Source organism: Cereibacter changlensis JA139, assembly GCF_003034985.1.
Taxonomy (GTDB): domain Bacteria; phylum Pseudomonadota; class Alphaproteobacteria; order Rhodobacterales; family Rhodobacteraceae; genus Cereibacter; species Cereibacter changlensis.
On the sequence record NZ_PZKG01000357.1, the window covers coordinates 1 to 1130 of the forward strand.

General features: G+C 65.0%; 1 protein-coding gene. It reads left to right on the forward strand.

Annotation, left to right across the window (positions count from 1 at the left end; all coding sequences use genetic code 11):
- A partial coding sequence (locus C5F48_RS24030) for an IS5 family transposase (RefSeq protein WP_107666155.1) occupies window positions 1-1110 on the forward strand: 1110 nt, incomplete at its 5' end.
- Window positions 1111-1130 lie beyond the last annotated feature (20 nt).

Sequence of the window (1130 nt, forward strand, 5' to 3'; positions counted from 1 at the left end):
GTCGCGCGTTGGGTCGAGAACCCGTATTATCAGCACCTCACCGGCGAGACCTTCTTCCAGCACAAACTGCCCATCGACCCGTCGTCTCTGACCCGTTGGCGTGGCCGGATCGGGGAAGAGGGGGTCGAATGGCTGCTGACCCAGACGATCCGGGCGGCCCAGAAATCTGGCGCCATCGACGAGGATAGCGTCAAGCGCGTGGCGGTCGATACCACCGTGATGGAAAAGGCGATTGCCCATCCCACGGACTCCCGGCTTTACGAGCGGGCGCGCGATCAGCTGGTTGCCCTGGCGCAAGAGGCCGGGGTGGAGCTGCGGCAATCCTACGCGCGTCTCGCCCCTCGGCTGGCGCTGCAGGTGGGCCGCTACGCCCATGCCAGGCAGTTCAAGCGCATGCGTAAATCGTTGAAAAGGCTGAAGGGCTACACCGGCCGCGTCATGCGTGACCTGCGCCGCCATCTGCAGGATATCCCCGACGGCAGCCTTCGGGATCGCATCGCAGCCAAGCTTGCTCTGGTCTCGCACCTGCTGCATCAGCCGCCCAAGGGTTCCGGCAAGATCTACGCCCTGCATGAGCCCGAGGTCGATTGCATCTCCAAGGGCAAGGCGCGGGTGCGATACGAGTTCGGCTGTAAGGTCAGCGTCGCCACCACGCTGGACGAGGGCTTCGTCGTCGGCATGCGCAGCTTTGCCGGCAACCCTTACGACGGCCACACCCTCCGTCCGGCACTGGAGCAGGTGGAGATCCTGACCGACCAGCGCCCTGAGCTGGCCGTCGTCGACCGCGGCTATCGTGGCCATGGCGAGGAGAAAACCCGCGTCCTGATCAGCGGCACGCGGCGCGGGTTGACCCCCAAACTGATCACAGACCTGCGACGCCGAAGCGCCATCGAAGCGGAAATCGGCCACATGAAAACCGACGGTCGCCTGTCACGCTGCCCCCTGAAAGGCGCCACCGGCGACGCCCTCTTCGCCGTCCTCTGCGCCTGCGGCCACAACATCCGAAAGATCCTGGCCCATCTCAGGGCTTGGCTTGCGTGCATGATCGCCGCCCTCCGGGCGGCCATCAACGCACCGGATCAGTGCCATCAGATCGTCATAGCGGCTTGAGCGATTTGTTCAGGGCGAAC